The organism is Schaalia naturae (assembly GCF_042665795.1).
GTDB lineage: Bacteria > Actinomycetota > Actinomycetes > Actinomycetales > Actinomycetaceae > Pauljensenia > Pauljensenia naturae.
Map to the genome: position 1 here is coordinate 2,977,087 of NZ_JBHTEF010000001.1, position 14,633 is coordinate 2,991,719.

Annotated in this window: 13 protein-coding genes and 1 other RNA gene; 10 read left to right on the forward strand and 4 right to left on the reverse strand. The window is 71.3% G+C overall.

The window, feature by feature from the left end:
- Positions 1 to 39: 39 nt before the first annotated feature.
- The 3 genes from ACFQWG_RS13050 to ACFQWG_RS13060 form a co-directional block, all read right to left on the reverse strand.
- Positions 40 to 708: a potassium channel family protein gene (locus ACFQWG_RS13050; protein WP_380975980.1), complete on the reverse strand. Its 669-nt coding sequence runs from the start codon at positions 706 to 708 to the stop codon at positions 40 to 42.
- Between the two features lie 132 nt (positions 709 to 840).
- The gene (locus ACFQWG_RS13055; RefSeq protein WP_003792170.1) at positions 841 to 939 is read right to left on the reverse strand and encodes a 30S ribosomal protein bS22; all 99 of its coding nucleotides are present in this window, start codon (positions 937 to 939) and stop codon (positions 841 to 843) included.
- Between the two features lie 70 nt (positions 940 to 1,009).
- Positions 1,010 to 1,228 (reverse strand): helix-turn-helix domain-containing protein, encoded by a 219-nt coding sequence (locus ACFQWG_RS13060; protein WP_291497569.1) that lies wholly within the window; start codon positions 1,226 to 1,228, stop codon positions 1,010 to 1,012.
- Between the two features lie 280 nt (positions 1,229 to 1,508).
- Here ACFQWG_RS13060 and ACFQWG_RS13065 point away from each other — a divergent pair, with 280 nt between their 5' ends.
- Positions 1,509 to 3,056, forward strand: coding sequence for a TrkH family potassium uptake protein (locus tag ACFQWG_RS13065; RefSeq protein ID WP_380975981.1), 1,548 nt, complete (start codon positions 1,509 to 1,511; stop codon positions 3,054 to 3,056).
- 22 nt (positions 3,057 to 3,078) lie between these two features.
- The gene (locus tag ACFQWG_RS13070; protein WP_380975983.1) at positions 3,079 to 3,747 is read left to right on the forward strand and encodes a histidine phosphatase family protein; all 669 of its coding nucleotides are present in this window, start codon (positions 3,079 to 3,081) and stop codon (positions 3,745 to 3,747) included.
- Positions 3,748 to 3,759: 12 nt separating this feature from the next.
- Here ACFQWG_RS13070 and ACFQWG_RS13075 read toward each other — a convergent pair whose 3' ends face one another.
- Complete coding sequence (locus tag ACFQWG_RS13075; protein ID WP_380975985.1) at positions 3,760 to 4,353, reverse strand: YbaK/EbsC family protein; 594 nt, start codon at positions 4,351 to 4,353, stop codon at positions 3,760 to 3,762.
- Positions 4,354 to 4,726: 373 nt separating this feature from the next.
- Here ACFQWG_RS13075 and ACFQWG_RS13080 point away from each other — a divergent pair, with 373 nt between their 5' ends.
- From ACFQWG_RS13080 to recR, 8 genes are all read left to right on the forward strand, one after another.
- Positions 4,727 to 6,037, forward strand: coding sequence for an ABC transporter substrate-binding protein (locus ACFQWG_RS13080; protein ID WP_380975987.1), 1,311 nt, complete (start codon positions 4,727 to 4,729; stop codon positions 6,035 to 6,037).
- 114 nt (positions 6,038 to 6,151) lie between these two features.
- Positions 6,152 to 7,261, forward strand: a complete 1,110-nt coding sequence (locus ACFQWG_RS13085; RefSeq protein WP_380975989.1) for a carbohydrate ABC transporter permease — start codon at positions 6,152 to 6,154, stop codon at positions 7,259 to 7,261.
- Positions 7,258 to 8,205, forward strand: coding sequence for a carbohydrate ABC transporter permease (locus ACFQWG_RS13090; protein WP_380975991.1), 948 nt, complete (start codon positions 7,258 to 7,260; stop codon positions 8,203 to 8,205). Before ACFQWG_RS13085 ends, ACFQWG_RS13090 begins: the two co-directional genes overlap by 4 nt.
- Positions 8,202 to 9,668, forward strand: a complete 1,467-nt coding sequence (locus ACFQWG_RS13095; RefSeq protein ID WP_380975993.1) for a GH1 family beta-glucosidase — start codon at positions 8,202 to 8,204, stop codon at positions 9,666 to 9,668. Before ACFQWG_RS13090 ends, ACFQWG_RS13095 begins: the two co-directional genes overlap by 4 nt.
- 94 nt (positions 9,669 to 9,762) lie before the next feature.
- On the forward strand, positions 9,763 to 10,779 hold the full coding sequence (locus ACFQWG_RS13100) for a LacI family DNA-binding transcriptional regulator (protein WP_380975995.1): 1,017 nt from the start codon (positions 9,763 to 9,765) through the stop codon (positions 10,777 to 10,779).
- A gap of 370 nt (positions 10,780 to 11,149) precedes the next feature.
- Positions 11,150 to 11,245: signal recognition particle sRNA small type (gene ffs / locus ACFQWG_RS13105), an RNA gene on the forward strand.
- Positions 11,246 to 11,332: 87 nt separating this feature from the next.
- Positions 11,333 to 14,011, forward strand: a complete 2,679-nt coding sequence (locus tag ACFQWG_RS13110) for a DNA polymerase III subunit gamma and tau (RefSeq protein ID WP_380975997.1) — start codon at positions 11,333 to 11,335, stop codon at positions 14,009 to 14,011.
- Between the two features lie 6 nt (positions 14,012 to 14,017).
- The gene (gene recR / locus ACFQWG_RS13115; protein ID WP_291497588.1) at positions 14,018 to 14,614 is read left to right on the forward strand and encodes a recombination mediator RecR; all 597 of its coding nucleotides are present in this window, start codon (positions 14,018 to 14,020) and stop codon (positions 14,612 to 14,614) included.
- Positions 14,615 to 14,633 lie beyond the last annotated feature (19 nt).

The following is a 14,633-nucleotide window of genomic DNA, read 5'->3' on the forward strand; positions in this document are numbered from 1 at the left end:
GGGCGGGGCCCGGCCGCGCCGCCGGCGGGGCCCCTCGGCTCAGGGCTGGTCGGCGAAGCGCTCAAGCAGCATGGCGTCGCCGGAGACGATGATGATGTCCTCGGGGTTGATGCGCGTATGGCTGTCCGCGTACTCGAAGGGCTCTCCGGGCCGGAGGATGCCCAGCAGGTTGACGCCGTAGCGGCCCCTGAGGTCCAGCTCGCCGACGGTGAAGCCGTGGACCTCCTTCGGCGGGCGCAGCTTCATGATGGCGAAACCCTGCTTGTCCATCTCGATGTAGTCGAGCATGTGCCCGCCGACCAGGTGCGCCGTGCGCTGCCCGGCATCGAACTCCGGGTAGACGACGTGGTGGGCCCCGATGCGCCGCAGGATGCGGCCGTGCTCGCGGGAGATCGCCTTCGCCCAGATCGAGTCGATGCCGATGTCCACCAGGTTGGCGGTGATGAGGACCGACGCCTCCAGCGAGGAGCCGATCCCGACCACGGCGGAGGAGAACTCCGAGGCGCCCAGCTGCTCGAGGGCCTCCATGTTCGAGGCGTCGGCCTCCACCAGGGGGATGCGCCCGGCGAACTGCTGGACGCGGCGGGGGTCCTTCTCCACGCCGAGGATCTCCCGGCCCAGGCGGTCCAGCGTCGCCGCGACCGCTGACCCGAATCGCCCCAGTCCGATGACCAGCGTCGACGACGCGCGCCCCGTGTCCTCTGCCATGGCGTCATTGTCCCACGCGGGTGCGCGGGGCCGGGCCGCCGGTCATGTCCGGCGCGCGCCGGACGCCGGGAGAGACACGTCGGGCCCGGCCGTTCCGGCCGGGCCCCACTCGGGAATCATGATCCCGACACGTCACTTCTTGTTGCGACGCTGGTGACGCGTCTTGCGCAGCAGCTTGCGGTGCTTCTTCTTCGCCATGCGCTTGCGGCGCTTCTTGATCACGGAGCCCATGGGGTTCCTCCCTCGTCGACAGTACGATGCCCGGTCCGCGTCCCCGGGGTGGAGACACAACGGCCCTATCTTACCCGCCGATTCCCGTGGTGCGGTCATCGGACCAGTCGGCCAGGCCCGCGTCGATGAGCTGGCGGACCGCGGCCTGAGGGACCCGGAAGCTCTTCCCGACCCTGATCGCGGGGATGTCGCCCTTCTGGATCAGCCGATAGACCGTCATCTTCGACACGCGCATGAGGTCCGCCACTTCTGCCACCGTCATGAAACGGGGCACGGACTGCTTCTCCATGCACGTCTCCCAAGAACCAGAGGCGGACGGGCCACACCCGAACCAAGACAAGCCTCCCGGTCATGATAGTGGAACGCGCAGCCGCTTCGACAACTATCGACGATGTGTCTCATGCGACCCACCTGTCGCACCTGTCCACCGCCTACGATGAGAGTCGTCTGAGTCCGGCGCCGCCGCGCAACGGGACACGGCACCGCCCTCGTCCCCGTCCCGGGGAACCCCGCGGGGCTGCGCGCAGCGCCCGGCCCCGCCACAGGACCCCCAACCAGGACGGGAGCATATGATCCGCAGGACCAGGATCCGGCGCCGCCGGCGCGAGAGGCAGCTGCTGGCGCCCAGCGCGGATCCCGAGGAGGCCGTCGACCGGACCTCGCTCGACCGCGATCCCGATCCGCTGCTGGGCGGTCCCCGCCGCGGGACGCCGCTGGTCCGCGCCGTCCAGGGGCCCAGCTCGACGCTGCTGCGCCGCTCCCGCGGGGAACGGCTGCGCGACTGGTTCGACCGGCAGGCCCGGAACTCGCCCGCGCGCCTCACCCTGGCCGTGTTCTTCGGGATCATCGTCCTCATCACGATCCTGCTGTGCCTGCCGGTGTCCGCCGCCGGCTCGCACCGCGTCCCCTTCGTCGACGTGGTGTTCACCGCGGTCTCCGCCGTGTGCGTCACCGGGCTGACCACCGTCGACACGGCGACGTCCTGGTCGTCGTTCGGGCAGGTCGTCATCGCGCTCGGCATCTCCGTGGGCGGGCTCGGCCTGATGACGCTGGCCTCGATCCTGGGCTTCGCCGTGTCGCGCCACCTCGGCCTGACCCAGCGCATGCTCGCCGCCCAGGAGACGGGGTCGACGGGGCTCGGCCAGGTGGGGACCCTGCTGCGCGCCGTCATCGCGACCTCGCTGGTGGCCGAGGGCGTCCTCTTCGTCGTCTTCCTGCCCGTCTTCCTGGACCTCAGGGACACCCTCTCGGAGGCGGTCTGGCACTCCTTCTTCATGGCGGTCTCCGTGTTCAACAACGCCGGGTTCGTCATCACCTCCGAGGGCATGGCTCCCCATGTCAATGACTGGGGGATCCTGCTGCCCATCGCGCTGGGGACGTTCGTCGGGGCCATCGGGTTCCCCGTCATCACGGACGTCGCCTCGCGGTGGCGCACGCCCCGGCGGTGGACGCTCCACACGAAGCTGACGCTGGCCACCTACACGGTGCTCACCGTCATCGGCAGCGTGATGCTGGCCCTCACCGAGTGGACGAACCCGGAGACCCTGGGCGGGCTCGGCCTGGGGTCGAAGGTCCTCAACTCGCTGCTGGCCGGCGTCAACACGCGCTCATCGGGCTTGTCGGCCCTCGACGTCGGCGCGATGCAGTCCCAGACCCACTTCGTCCAGGACATCCTCATGATGATCGGCGGCGGCTCGGCGTCCACCGCTGGTGGCATCAAGGTCTCCACCTTCGCCGTCCTGATGCTGGCCGTCGTGGCAGAGGCCCGAGGCGACCGCGACATCGAGGCCTTCGGCAGGCGCATCCCCACGACGGTGGTCCGCCTCGCCGTCGTCGTCAGCCTCATCGGGATGACGATGGTGGGGGTCTCCGTCCTCCTGCTGCTCTCCATGACGGACTTCTCCCTGGACGTCGTCCTGTTCGAGGCGATCTCCGCCTTCGCGACGGTCGGACTGACCACGGGCATCACGTCGCTGCTGCCGGACGCCGCGAAGTGCGTCCTCATCGTGCTGATGTTCGCCGGGCGCACGGGCACGATGACGGTCGCGGCGGCCCTGGCGCTGCGCCAGCGCCGCCGGGTGATCCGGCTGCCCGCGGAGCGCCCCGTCATCGGCTGAGGGCCCGTGCCACACTGGACGCATGGAGACCACGATCGTCCACGTCATGCGCCACGGAGAGGTGGACAACCCGGACGGCCTGCTCTACGGGCGCCTGCCCGGGTTCGGCCTGACCGTCAGGGGCCATGCGATGGCGCGCCGCGTGGCGGACCGGCTGGCGGCCCGGGGAAGCGACATCACCCGGGTCATCGCCTCGCCCCTGCTGCGCGCCCAGCAGTCCGCGGCTCCCACCGCGCAGGCGTTCGGACTGGCCGTGGAGTCGGATCCGCGCCTCATCGAGGCGTCCAGCGCCTTCGAGGGCGTCCCCGTCAATGCGGACCGCCTGGCTCTGGCGAGTCCGCGGTACTGGCATCTCTACATCCGCCCTCTGGAGCCGTCGTGGGGCGAGCCCTACCGGGACGTCGCCTCCCGCATGCGTGCCGCCGTGTCAGCGGCGCTGGGGGCCGCCCACGGGCACGAGGCCCTGGTCGTCTCCCACCAGATGCCCATCGTCACGCTCACCCGCTTCGCACGCCGCCAGCCGCTGCCGCACAGCCCGACGTCGCGCGTGTGCTCGCTGGCGTCGGTGACGTCCTTCACCTTCGAGGGCTCCACGCTGGTCGGCATCACCTACGAGGAGCCCGCCGCGGACCTGCTCGCCGAGGCCGCGGACATGACGCCCGGCGCCTCGCGGGCGTCGCTGAAGAAGTAGCTCGGACGGCCGTCAGGCGGGGACGGCCAGCCCCTCGACGACCTCGGCTCGGGGGAGGGCCGCCAGCAGCTCGCCGGGGACGAAAAGCTTGGAGCGGCGCAGCCCCGAGCCGATGCACGACCACCCGGTGGCGCATCGCGCGTCGATGAGCAGGCGCCAGGCGTCGGGCACGCCGACCGGGGTGATGCCGCCGTACTCCATGCCGGAGGCCTCGACCGCCCGGTCCTGCGGCCAGAACGACGCCTTGCGCACGTCCAGCAGCTTCTTGACGGCGTGGTTGACGTCGGCGTTGGTCGTGGCGCGCACGACGCAGGCGGCGACTCGTTCCTCTCCCGCGCGCTTGCCGGCCACCAGGATGCAGTTCGACGACAGCGCCAGGTCCATTCCGAACGCCGCCGTCATGTCCTCGGTGTCGGCCAGGTCCGGGTCGATGGCGGTGACGCGGGCCTGGGCGGCGAGTTCGGGGCGGGTCGACGCCAGGGCGGTCAGGGCCGCCGCCACGGGCGGGGCGACCAGCTCCAGGCGGTCCAGGGCCGCCGCGGTGCGCAGGGAGCCGCTGCCCGGGATCGCGGGTTCGGCCAGGGGAACGGCCACAATGACCTCCATCCTTTCGTCCAACTCACAGTGCCCCCACCGTAGCCGCGACCGGGTGATCGGGCGCGGGCCGAGGTCGCAGTGTGGTCGGTCGTGACCGCTGCGGTCGGGCGCGGGGGCGCGCCGTGGCCGTCGTCCTCGTTTTCCCGCTTCATCTCCGCGCGCCCGGGTCTCCTCCGCCTCCCTCGTCCTCGTCGTTATCGAATTGTGTCCGGAGAAGCGGCCCGGCCTCCGAGAGGCGTGGCACCATGGAGGCAACCCATTTGAGAGCGCTCTCGATGAGAGAGATACGCTATGAGAGCGCTCTCGGACTTGGGCCCGACATTCCATCCGTTCCCGTGCAGACGCGGGATCGCACACAGAGTTCACGCACGAAGGAGTAGTTGTGACGACCAGGAAGAGCTTCGCCGCCCTCAGCCTCGCGGCGGCCGGCGCGCTGGCGCTGACCGCGTGCTCTAGCGGCAGTTCAAGCGGAGAATCCGCGGACTCGAGCAGCTCGGGGGACAGTGACGGCACGATCACGCTGACCGTCGCCACGTTCAACGAGTTCGGCTACACCCAGGAGATGTTCGACCAGTACGAGGCCGACCACCCCGGGATCACCGTCAAGGAGAAGAAGGCCGCGACCTCCAACGAGGCCCGCGACAACATGAACACGCGCCTCGCCGCGGGCTCCGGCCTGTCCGACGTCGAGGCCATCGAGGTCGACTGGCTCCCCGAGCTCATGCAGTACCCGGACGAGTTCGTCGACCTCACCTCCGATGAGACCAACGGCCGGTGGTTGGAGTGGAAGACCACCGCCGCGACGACCTCCGACGGCAAGCTGATCGGCTACGGCACCGACGTCGGCCCGGAGGCCATCTGCTACCGCGCCGACTTGTTTGAGAAAGCGGGTCTGCCCACCGACCGCGACGAGGTCGCCGCCCTCCTCAAGGGCGATTGGGACACCTACTTCCAGGTCGGCAAGCAGTTCGTCGACAAGACCGGCATCCCGTGGTACGACGGCGCCACCGCCACGTACCAGGGCATGATCAACCAGGTCGAGAACCCCTTCGAGAATGACGACGACACCGTCATCCCGCTCAAGGACAACTCGACCATCAAGGGCGTCTACGACACCGTGCTCACTCAGTCGGTGGACAACGAGCTGTCGGCCCACCTCTCCCAGTGGTCCGAGGATTGGGTCAATGCCTTCCAGAAGGACGGCTTCGCCACGATGCTGTGCCCGCCGTGGATGCTCGGCGTCATCGAGGGCAACGCGGAAGGGGTCACCGGATGGGACGTCGCCCCGGTCTTCCCCGGGGGTGGCGGCAACTGGGGCGGGTCCTACCTCACGGTGCCCGCCCAGGGCGCGCACCCCGAGGAGGCTAAGGAGCTCGCCGCCTGGCTGACGGCTCCTGAGCAGCAGATCCAGGCCTTCAAGAACAAGGGGACCTTCCCCTCGCAGGTCGAAGCCCTGGACTCCGACGAGCTCACGTCCTACACGAACGAGTTCTTCAACAACGCCCCCGTCGGCCAGATCTACTCCGACCGTGCGAAGGCTGTGACGGTCCAGCCGTACAAGGGCCCGAACTTCTTCACGATCACCCAGATCGTCACCGACGCGATGACCCGCGTCGACGTCGACAAGACCGATGACGCGTCCTCCTCGTGGGACAAGGCTCTCAGCGAGTTCGACCAGCTCGGACTCCAGTGAGACCGCCCCGGCGGGCCGGGACGCCAGTCGTCCCGGCCCGCCGGGCGCCCCCGACACCACATCGACTCCCCGAGGCGCCCGCCGCCCCGCCGGGGAGAGAAGGACTCCCACATCATGAGCACCACCACGCCGAGGGGCGCGGCCGTCAGCCGGGGTGACCGGCTCGGCCGGATGGAGTACCGCTGGTCGCCCTACCTCTACATCGCGCCCTTCTTCGTCGTCTTCGCGATCACCGGGCTCTACCCGCTCCTCTATACGGCCTGGGTGTCCCTGCACAAATGGCACCTGATCGGCGGCGACCAGGGGTTCGCGGGCCTTCAGAACTACGCGGACGTCATCCAGCAGCCGACCTTCTGGATCGCGCTGCGCAACACGTTCTCGATCTTCCTGCTCTCCTCGGTGCCCCAGATCATTGCGGCGGTGCTCATCGCCTACGTCCTGGACTCGAATCTGCGGGCCCGGACCTTCTGGCGGATGGGCGTTCTCCTCCCCTACGTCGTCGCGCCGGTGGCCGTCTCGCTGATCTTCTCCAAGGTCTTCGCCGACCAGTCGGGCATGGTCAACACCCTGCTGGCCGGCATCGGCGTGGATCCTGTGGGCTGGCACGCCAACGCCTTCGCCTCGCACATCGCCATCGCGAACATGGTGAACTTCCGGTGGACCGGGTACAACGCCCTGATCATGCTCGCCGCGATGCAGGCGATCCCCGGCGAGCTCTACGAGGCGGCCACCGTGGACGGAGCCGGGCGTGCCCGCCAGTTCTTCTCGGTGACGATCCCGCAGCTGCGTTCCACCATCATCTTCGTGGTCCTCACCTCCACGATCGGCGGCCTGCAGATCTTCGACGAGCCCCGCATGTTCGACACGATGGGCAACGGCGGGGCGGACAAGCAGTGGCTCACCCTGACCATGTACCTCTACTGGTTGGGCTGGGGACCGCAGAAGAGCTTCGGGCGGGCCTCGGCCGTCGCCTGGATCCTGTTCCTCATCATCATCGTCCTGGCCGTGGTCAACTTCCTTCTCACGCAGCGCATCGCGAGCTCCGGGATGAAGGAGCGGCAGCAGGGCCGCGGGCGCCGGCGCGCCACGCCCTCGCCGATCGACGAGGAGGTCGCCCCGGGGGCCGTGCGGGGCATGCCGGGCGCGGCGGCCCGGTCCGCCGGGGCCGCCCTCGCCGATGACCCCGGCAGACCCGGGACCGCAGGGGAAGGAGAGCAGAGATGAGCGCGAGCACGCCATCGGCGGCCATGATCGAGCAGCGCGCGGGCAAGGGGGCGGCCAGGGCGGCCAAGCGTCGCAGGGCCCGCGCCGGCTCCGGGCGGGTCGCCCACAGGTCCTTCGGGCGCAACCGCCGCCCGGGCCGCACGACCTACGTCATCCTCACGCTGGTGGTCCTGATCTCCGCCTACCCCCTCTACTTCGCGCTGCAGCTGGCCTCCTCCACGGCGGCCGACATCGCGCGGAACCCCATCCCGCCGTTGGCGCTGCAGGGGAACCTGGGGGAGAACATCCAGCGCGTCCTGGACTCCGGGATCGACTTCTGGGGCGCCTTCCTCAACTCCGTCATCGTCTCGACCGTCGTGTCCGTCTCGGTCGTGTTCTTCTCGACCCTGGCGGGCTACTCGTTCTCGAAGCTGCGCTTCCGGGGGCGGGACGGGCTGCTGACCTTCGTCATCGCGACGATGGCGGTCCCCGCCCAGTTGGGCGTCGTCCCGCTGTTCATCGTCATGGCGAAGCTGAACTGGACCGGGGAGCTGATCTCGGTGATCGTGCCGGGGATGGTCTCCGCGTTCGGCGTGTTCTGGATGACGCAGTACATCCGCGACGCGCTGCCCTATGAGCTCATCGAGGCGGCCCGCGTGGACGGGGCCTCGATGTTCCGCACCTTCTGGTCGGTGGCCCTCCCCTCGGCGCGCCCCGCGGCCGCGATGCTCGCCCTGTTCACCTTCGTCGGGTCGTGGACGAACTTCTTCTGGCCTTTCATCGTGCTGGGCGCGAAGAACCCGACCCTGCCGGTGGCCCTGCAGCTGCTGCAGGCCTCCTATTTCAAGGACTACTCGCTGATCATGGCGGGCGTGGTCGTCGCGACCGTGCCGCTGCTGATCCTGTTCGTCGTCGCCGGGCGCCAGCTGGTGTCGGGCATCATGCAAGGAGCTGTCAAGGGATGAGCCACAGACTCGACTTCCCGCGGGGATTCCGATGGGGCGCGGCCACCGCCGCCGCGCAGATCGAGGGAGCCGGGCGCGAGGACGGCAAAGGGGACTCCATCTGGGATGCCCTGTGCCGCCGGCCGGGCGCGATCGCCGACGGCTCCGACATCGAGGTCGCCTGCGACCACTACCACCGCATGCCCGAGGACGTCGCGCTGATGCGCGAACTGGGGATCGGGACCTACCGGTTCTCCGTGTCGTGGGCGCGCGTGATGCCCGACGGGCGCGCGGTCAACCCGGCGGGCCTGGACTTCTACTCGCGGCTGATCGACCGGCTCGCCGAGGCCGGGATCCGGCCTTGGCTGACCCTGTACCACTGGGACCTGCCCGAACGGCTCCAGCAGGCCGGAGGGTGGGTGAACCGCGACACGGCCTCCCTGTTCGCCGACTACGCCGGCGCGGTGTACGACCGGCTGGGCGGGCGCGTGCCCACCTGGACGACGCTCAACGAGCCGTGGTGCTCCTCGATGCTGTCCTACGCGGCGGGCGAGCACGCGCCCGGGCATGCCGACCCCGTCGAGGCGGTCGCCGCCGTCCACCACCTCCTGCTGGCCCATGGCAAGGCCGTGGAAGTCCTGCGGGAGAAGGCGGCACGGGCCGGGGAGTCGCCGGAGATCGGGCTGACGCTGAACTTCACGGTCGCCCACCCGGCCGACCCCTCATCGGAGGCGGACCGTGACGCGGCGCGCCGCATCGACGGCCTGCGCAACCGGCTGTTCACCGACCCGGTCTTCCGCGGCGAGTACCCGGAGGACGTCCTCCAGGACATGCGCTCCGGCGCGGGAGCGGACCTCGCGCGGTTCGTGCGCCCCGGCGACCTGGAGCTCATCGGCGCGCCGATCGACGTGCTGGGCGTCAACTTCTACAACGGGGAGATGGTGGCCGGCGCTGCGGAGGCGTCCTCGTCGCCCGCGCCCGACCCCCTCGTCCGCCACGACCGATTCGGCTTCCCCCACCGCTCCGCCAACATCGGGTCGGAATGGGTGCGATCGGTGCCGCGCGGCCTGCCCCGCACGGACATGGGGTGGGAGGTCGAGCCCGACGACCTGCGCCAGCTGCTGGTGCGCCTGCACCGCGACTACACGGGTCCCGCCGGGATCCCGCTGGTCGTCACCGAGAACGGCGCGGCCTACGCCGATCAGCCCGACGCGGCCGGTTTCGTGGACGACGCCGCTCCGGACGACAGCCGCACGGCCTACATCCGCGACCATCTGGCCGCCGTGCACCGGGCGATCCAGGAGGGAGCGGACGTCGACGGGTACCTCGTCTGGTCGCTTCTGGACAACTTCGAATGGGCGCTGGGGTACACGAAGCGGTTCGGGATCGTCCACGTCGACTACGAGACCCAGGAGCGCACGCCGAAGGCCTCGGCGCTGTGGTACCGCGACGTCATCGCGGCGAATGCGGTGACGACGGAGTGAGGGCCGTCCGCGGACGCGGCGGTGGCGGACCCTCATCCGGGTGACAATGGCGCAGGCGGACGGATGCCGCCGGCGGAGGAAGGGAGGCGCGGGCATGTCGGTGGAGTCCAGCGGAGCGGTGACCCTCGAGGACGTGGCGCGCAGGGCCGGGGTCTCCCGGGCGACGGCCTCGCGGGTGGTGCGCGGCGACAGCGGCGTGTCCGCGGAGAAGGCGCAGGCCGTGCGCGGAGCCGTCGCCGAGCTCAGGTACATCCCGAACCGCGCCGCCCGGTCCCTGGTCACCCGGCGGACCGACACGGTGGCCGTCGTGGTGCCCGAACCGGACCAGCGGATCTTCTCCGACCCGTTCTTCTTCCTGACGATCCAGACGGTCTCGCGGGCGCTGGAGGACACGGACATCCAGCTCGTCATGGCCTTCGCCGACCGGGCCGGCTCCCACCAGCGGCTGCGCGCGTTCCTGGGGGACGGCCACGTGGACGGGGCGATCGTCGTGTCCCACCACCAGATCCCCGGGCAGATCGAGACGTTCATGCGCGCGCCGATCCCCGTGGTGTTCATCGGCCGCCCGGCGATGGCGACCTCGTCGGTGTCGTGGGTGGACGTCGACAACCGGGAGGGCGGGCGTATCGCCGCACGCAGGCTGGGGGAACGAGGCCGGCGCCGCCCCGCCATCATCACCGGCACGCTCGACATGGTGGCGGCGCAGGACCGGCTGGAGGGGTTCACCTCGGTGTTCGAGGGGCAGGGGATCCCGGTGGCCCAGTTGGACGGCGACTACACCCGGGAGTCGGGGGCGCGCGCGGCGCGCGAGCTGGAGCCGCTGATCCGGCGCGGCGAGGTGGACGGCGTGTTCTGCTGCTCGGACCTGATGAGCCGGGGGGTGCTGGACGCGTGGCACGAGCTGGGGGTGGCGGTGCCGGGCGACGTGGCGCTGGTGTCCTTCGACGACATCGACGCTGAGCGGACGGACCCGCCGCTCACCACGGTCGACAACCCTGTCTCCGAGATGGGGGTCGCGGCGATCCGGATGCTGCGGGACCTCATGGCGGGCCGTGAGACGCAGCAGCCCGTGCAGCTGCCCGCGAGGCTCATGGAGCGGATGTCGGGGTGAGGCTGCCGTCGGGCCCTGATACCGGATGCCCCGCGACATCCCACCGGACTCATCGCGCTGGTCGCTTTCGGCGTCCTTGTCAGCGTGTTCGGGCAGCGGCTCTCCCCGAGGCAAAGGATCGGCGCCATGTCGACGTCAACGGAGCAGAGACGGTCAGAGAGAATCATGGCTCTCATGCGAACATCGCGAGGAGTCTGCTCCGGCAGGTCGGCCAGTAGCGCCCGGCCCGGGGGATCCTGCGTCGTCCCGATCCCGATGACCCGGTCTCTGCCCGGACATCTGCGCAGATCGGCGGCCCGGGACCGGGATGCCACGATGGCTGCGCGCCTGCGGTCCCAGGAGTCTCGGGCGTCTCGCCGTGTAGACTGTTCCCGATCCTCCGCGTGACGGTATCGTCCGAACCTCCCCAGGGCCGGAAGGCAGCAAGGATAAGGGCGCGCTGCCGGGTGCGCGGAGGGTCCTTTTCATGCACCCCGGGGCGGCTGCGGAGGGCGCCTGTGGATGGAGGCCCGGGGCGATGCGAGATGCCCATGGGTGCCCGTAAGGTGCAGGTGTGACGACAGCTCTCTACCGCAGGTACCGACCCGACACCTTCGACCAGGTGATCGGGCAGGACCACGTGACCGTTCCCCTGCGGGCGGCGCTGCGGGCGAATCGCGTCACCCACGCCTACCTCTTCTCCGGGCCCAGGGGGTGCGGGAAGACGACCTCGGCGCGCATCCTCGCCCGTTGCCTCAACTGCGCGGAGGGACCCACCGACACGCCCTGCGGGCACTGCGACTCCTGCCGCGAGCTGGCCACCGGCGGCCCCGGCTCACTCGACGTCGTCGAGATGGACGCGGCCTCCCACGGCGGCGTCGACGACGCCCGCGACCTGCGTGAGCGCGCCGCCTTCGCGCCCGTGCGCGACCGCTACAAGGTGTTCATCATCGACGAGGCCCACATGGTGACGACCCAGGGCTTCAACGCGCTGCTCAAGCTCGTCGAGGAACCCCCCGAGCATGTGAAATTCGTCTTCGCCACCACGGAGCCGGACAAGGTCATCGGCACCATCCGCTCGCGCACGCACCACTACCCGTTCCGGCTGGTGCCGCCCGACATCCTGGAGCCCTACCTGAGGTCCCTGTGCGACCAGGAGGGGATCGCCGTCGGCGATGGCGTGCTGAACCTCGTCATCCGCGCCGGCGGGGGATCGGTGCGCGACACGCTGTCGGTCCTGGACCAGCTGATGGCGGGTGCGGCCGACCAACGGCTGGACTACGCGACCACGGTGGCCCTGCTGGGCTACACGGACTCGGCCCTGCTGGACCAGACGGTGGACGCGCTCGCCGGAGGGGACGGCGCCGCCGTGTACCGCGTCATCGAGCGCATGGTCGAGTCCGGCCACGAACCCCGTCGCTTCGTCGAGGACCTGCTCCAGCGCCTGCGGGACCTGCTCATCATCGCGGTCGCCGGGGACGGCGCCGACGACGTGCTGGCGGGGACGCCGGCGGACCAGCTGGAGCGGATGCGGGTCCAGGCCAGGAACTGGGGGCCGGGCCCCCTGTCGCGCGCCGCCGATCTGACCGACCAGGCCCTGCGGTCGATGACGGGCGCCACCTCTCCGAGGTTGCAATTGGAACTGCTGATCGGGCGCATCCTGGTGCCCGCGCCCGGGCTGACCGCCGCGGGCGGCCAGCCGGGTGCGGGAGACGGCGCCTTCCCGGGCACGGTCGGCATGGCCGGCGGGGGCGCGCCGCACAGCGGTTCCGGGACAGCCGGCGGGGCCGCGCAGCCTCCACAGGGGCAGGACGGTCCGGCCGGTCATCGCTTCGGAGCGGCGGAGGCCCGCGAGCAGCTGCGACGCGCCCGCGCGGATCAGACGCGCCCGGACGCGGGAGCCGCCACGCCGGTTCCGTCGGGGCCCGTCGCGCGCCGCCCACCGGACGGCGCCCGGGCGGGGATCGGGGCTCCCGAGCCGTCCATCGGGGCAGCCGGGCGCGCGCTGTCCGGATGGGACGAGCCCGTCGCCCCCGTCCCCGGCTCGGAGACACCCCCGGCGGGCCGGGAGACGGGCGGGCGGGGAGCGGATTCCCCCACGGCCGCGGCCCCCCCCGTCGTTCCGTCCGCGCCGCCATCAGGGGAACCCGCCCCGCAGGAGCCGGCCGTCCCGGCCGGACGCGACGCGGACATGCTGCGGCAGCGCTGGCCCGAGGTCATCCAGAGGCTGGCCTCGATCAGCCGCGCGACGTGGTCCCTCGTCGACCAGAACGCCCAGTTGGGCGGCGTCGACGGCGCGGTGGCCGTCGTCGTCTTCCCGACGGAGGGCCTGGTCGGGGCGTTCGTCAACGGGCGCCGGGGCGTGGACGTCGAACTCGCCATCCACGAGGCCACCGGACTGTCCCTCAGCGTGCACGCCCAGGTCGGGCAGGCCGGCGGCGGCGCTTCCGTGACCACGCCGACGGCGCTCCCCCGGCCTCCCGAGCCCTCTCGCCGCCCCGCGCCCGCCCGGAGCGCGGGGTCCCAGGACCCTCCGGAGGACACCCCCGATGCCGGGGACGATGAGGAGGAGCCCCGCCCAGGCGGACCGGCCGATGCGCCCGGGCGGCCCCAGGCCCGCGTCCCTGCGGGCGGAGCCCGCGAGCCGTCTCCGTCTCCCGTGCCCGCGCGGATGGGCCGCGAGGGCCCAGGACTCCAGGCCCCGGCGCCGGACGGGCCCGTCTTCGACGGCCACGCCGCCGTCCGGGAGCCCGTCCCGGAGGAAACAGATCACGAGGACGCCGCCTCCGCGCCCCGGAGGCCGTCGGATGCGGCGCCGTCAGCCCGGGCCGACGCGCATGCTCCCGCCGCCGCGGCCTGCGCGTCCGCTCCCGATCCCGTCTGGACCGGCGGATGGACCGAACCCGTCGCCGTCATCCCGGGATCCGCCTCCGGCCCCGCAGCCGCTCCCGTCTTCGACGACGAGGCCGTCCCGGTCGGCCGAGCCGAACCGCCGGCGCACCGCGAGACGCCCGCGGGCCGGGTCCCGGGGACGCCCTCGTCCGGACGCTCCGCGCCGGAGGGCGCGCGGCAGGCGGAGGATGCGGAGGAGAGCGCGCCCGACGCCGACCACCCGGCCGTGGCAGCCGCCCAGGACATGTCGGCCAGCATCGACGACGCGGATCTCGAGAGCTCGACACTGATCGGGCTGCCGGCCGTCCTGGACATCCTGGGAGGCACCGTCGTCGAGGAGATCGACGAGAAGGAGGACTGAGAGCCGGTGTTCGAGGGAGCGTTGCAGGACCTCATCGACCAGCTGGGCATGCTGCCGGGCGTCGGCCCGAAATCCGCCCAGCGCATGGCCCTGCATCTGCAGGCCGCCGATCCCGACGACGTCACCGCCCTGGTCGACGCCATCCGGGCCGTCCGCGAGCGCGTCCACGTGTGTGAGGTGTGCGGCAACCTCACCGAGGATCCGCTCTGCTCGATCTGCCGCGACGTCCGGCGCGACCCGACGATGATCTGCGTGGTCGAGGACGCCAAGGACATCCAGTCGATCGAGGGCGCGCGCGTCTTCCGGGGTCGCTACCACGTGCTGGGAGGGGCGATCGACCCGATCCACGGCGTCGGCCCCGACCAGCTGCGGATCCGGCAGCTGCTCACGCGCCTGCGGGACGGTCAGGTCACCGAGGTCATCCTGGCCACCAACCCCAACGTCGAGGGCGAGGCCACGGCCTCCTACCTGGCCCGCACGCTGAACACGATCGGGATCTCGACCTCGCGGCTGGCGATGGGCCTCCCCATGGGCGGGGACCTGGAATACGCGGACTCGATCACGCTGGGACGCGCCATGGAGGGCCGCCGCTCGATGAGCTGAGACCGGCCGGGGCCTCGGC

What these genes read in the sequence shown, in the direction of transcription:
- ACFQWG_RS13050 (WP_380975980.1), bottom strand. Translation starts at nt 708, where the DNA reads ATGGCAGAGGACACGGGGCGCGCGTCGTCGACGCTGGTCATCGGACTG.
- ACFQWG_RS13055 (WP_003792170.1), bottom strand. Translation starts at nt 939, where the DNA reads ATGGGCTCCGTGATCAAGAAGCGCCGCAAGCGCATGGCGAAGAAGAAG.
- ACFQWG_RS13060 (WP_291497569.1), bottom strand. Translation starts at nt 1,228, where the DNA reads ATGGAGAAGCAGTCCGTGCCCCGTTTCATGACGGTGGCAGAAGTGGCG.
- ACFQWG_RS13065 (WP_380975981.1), top strand. Translation starts at nt 1,509, where the DNA reads ATGATCCGCAGGACCAGGATCCGGCGCCGCCGGCGCGAGAGGCAGCTG.
- ACFQWG_RS13070 (WP_380975983.1), top strand. Translation starts at nt 3,079, where the DNA reads ATGGAGACCACGATCGTCCACGTCATGCGCCACGGAGAGGTGGACAAC.
- ACFQWG_RS13075 (WP_380975985.1), bottom strand. Translation starts at nt 4,353, where the DNA reads ATGGAGGTCATTGTGGCCGTTCCCCTGGCCGAACCCGCGATCCCGGGC.
- ACFQWG_RS13085 (WP_380975989.1), top strand. Translation starts at nt 6,152, where the DNA reads ATGAGCACCACCACGCCGAGGGGCGCGGCCGTCAGCCGGGGTGACCGG.
- ACFQWG_RS13090 (WP_380975991.1), top strand. Translation starts at nt 7,258, where the DNA reads ATGAGCGCGAGCACGCCATCGGCGGCCATGATCGAGCAGCGCGCGGGC.
- ACFQWG_RS13095 (WP_380975993.1), top strand. Translation starts at nt 8,202, where the DNA reads ATGAGCCACAGACTCGACTTCCCGCGGGGATTCCGATGGGGCGCGGCC.
- ACFQWG_RS13100 (WP_380975995.1), top strand. Translation starts at nt 9,763, where the DNA reads ATGTCGGTGGAGTCCAGCGGAGCGGTGACCCTCGAGGACGTGGCGCGC.